1 protein-coding gene is annotated in these 1,173 nt (G+C 55.1%); it reads right to left on the bottom strand.

All coding sequences use genetic code 11. The features are described 5' to 3' along the window. Positions 1-1,173 (bottom strand): AMP-binding protein (locus FKV70_RS25810; RefSeq protein WP_142614974.1); only part of this gene is annotated, 1,173 nt, incomplete at both ends.

Raw genomic sequence — 1,173 nt, forward strand, 5'->3', positions numbered from 1 at the left:
CGTTCAGCCATGCCTGCCCAATCGGCACATGGCCGCTGCTTGGCAGATTCGACAGCTCTGCGTCATAGAAGCTGGAGTCAATCGCCGCTTCCGTAACGCCGTAGCTGTTAATAATGCGGATATCCGCACCAAACCGTTCTTGCAGCACCCGGTAGTCTGTCACACTGCAGCTATCCGAGCTCGTGATGAGCAGCTCCAGACTACTCATGTCAAGTTCCTGTTCATGCGCATGCTGCATAAACGGTATGATCAAGGCTGGTGTCGATTCAAACACCGTGATCTGGTAATCACGAATCCAGCCATATAGACGACTTGGGTCAATTCGGTCGTCTTTCGGGCAGATGACCATCGTGCCCCCGTTATAGAGCGTCCGTGCAATATCGCCGACGAACACGTCGAAGGAGAAGCTTGCCAGTTGCAGCAGTCGTACCGGAAACTGGTTCAGACGGTAATCCCGACGATACGCCGCAGCCGTATTCACCAAGCTGCGATGTTCGACCATGACGCCCTTCGGACGTCCGGTTGTCCCGGACGTATAAATCACATACGCCAGATCCTGCGACTCGTTGATCGGTTCAACATCCGTGGCATCCCCGGTATACAGTAACTCATCGTCTAATGCCAGTACGGTATGCAGACGCAGGCTCGTTGCGGATTTGGATGCTGGTTCGCCATCAGACTTCGAATCTGTTTTCAAGCTTACGCCTTCATTCAGACGGTCTCTTTCCATCGTTTCAGCGCCAGCCGCTGTTTCCAGCTCGCCCTCAGTCTGACTTCCGACCAGAGCCTGCCGGCTTTCCTCTAGCCATGCCTGTGCACGCTCCTGCAAACCGGTTTGCGTAAGCAGCACCGTCGCACCGCTGTCCTCCAGCATAAAGCGAATTCGTTCGGACGGATAGTCTGCATCCAGCGGTACATAGGCGCCTCCGGCTTTCCATACCGCCAGTACGCCGACCAGCATATCCACCGAGCGCTCGCTCAAAATACCAACAATCGACTCACGTCCAATGCCCTCATTCCGCAATCTACGGGCAAGCTGGTTCCCGCGCTCGTTCAGCTCACGGTACGTCAGCTGCCGATCCTCGTATACAACGGCCACGTGATCTGGCACAAGCTGCGCTTGTTCTTCCACATAGGTGTGGAATACCCCTTCGGATTGCTTTTCATCACTCC

The sequence above is a fragment of the Paenibacillus ottowii genome (assembly GCF_006874425.1).
In the GTDB taxonomy this organism is placed as follows: Bacteria; Bacillota; Bacilli; order Paenibacillales; family Paenibacillaceae; genus Paenibacillus; species Paenibacillus ottowii.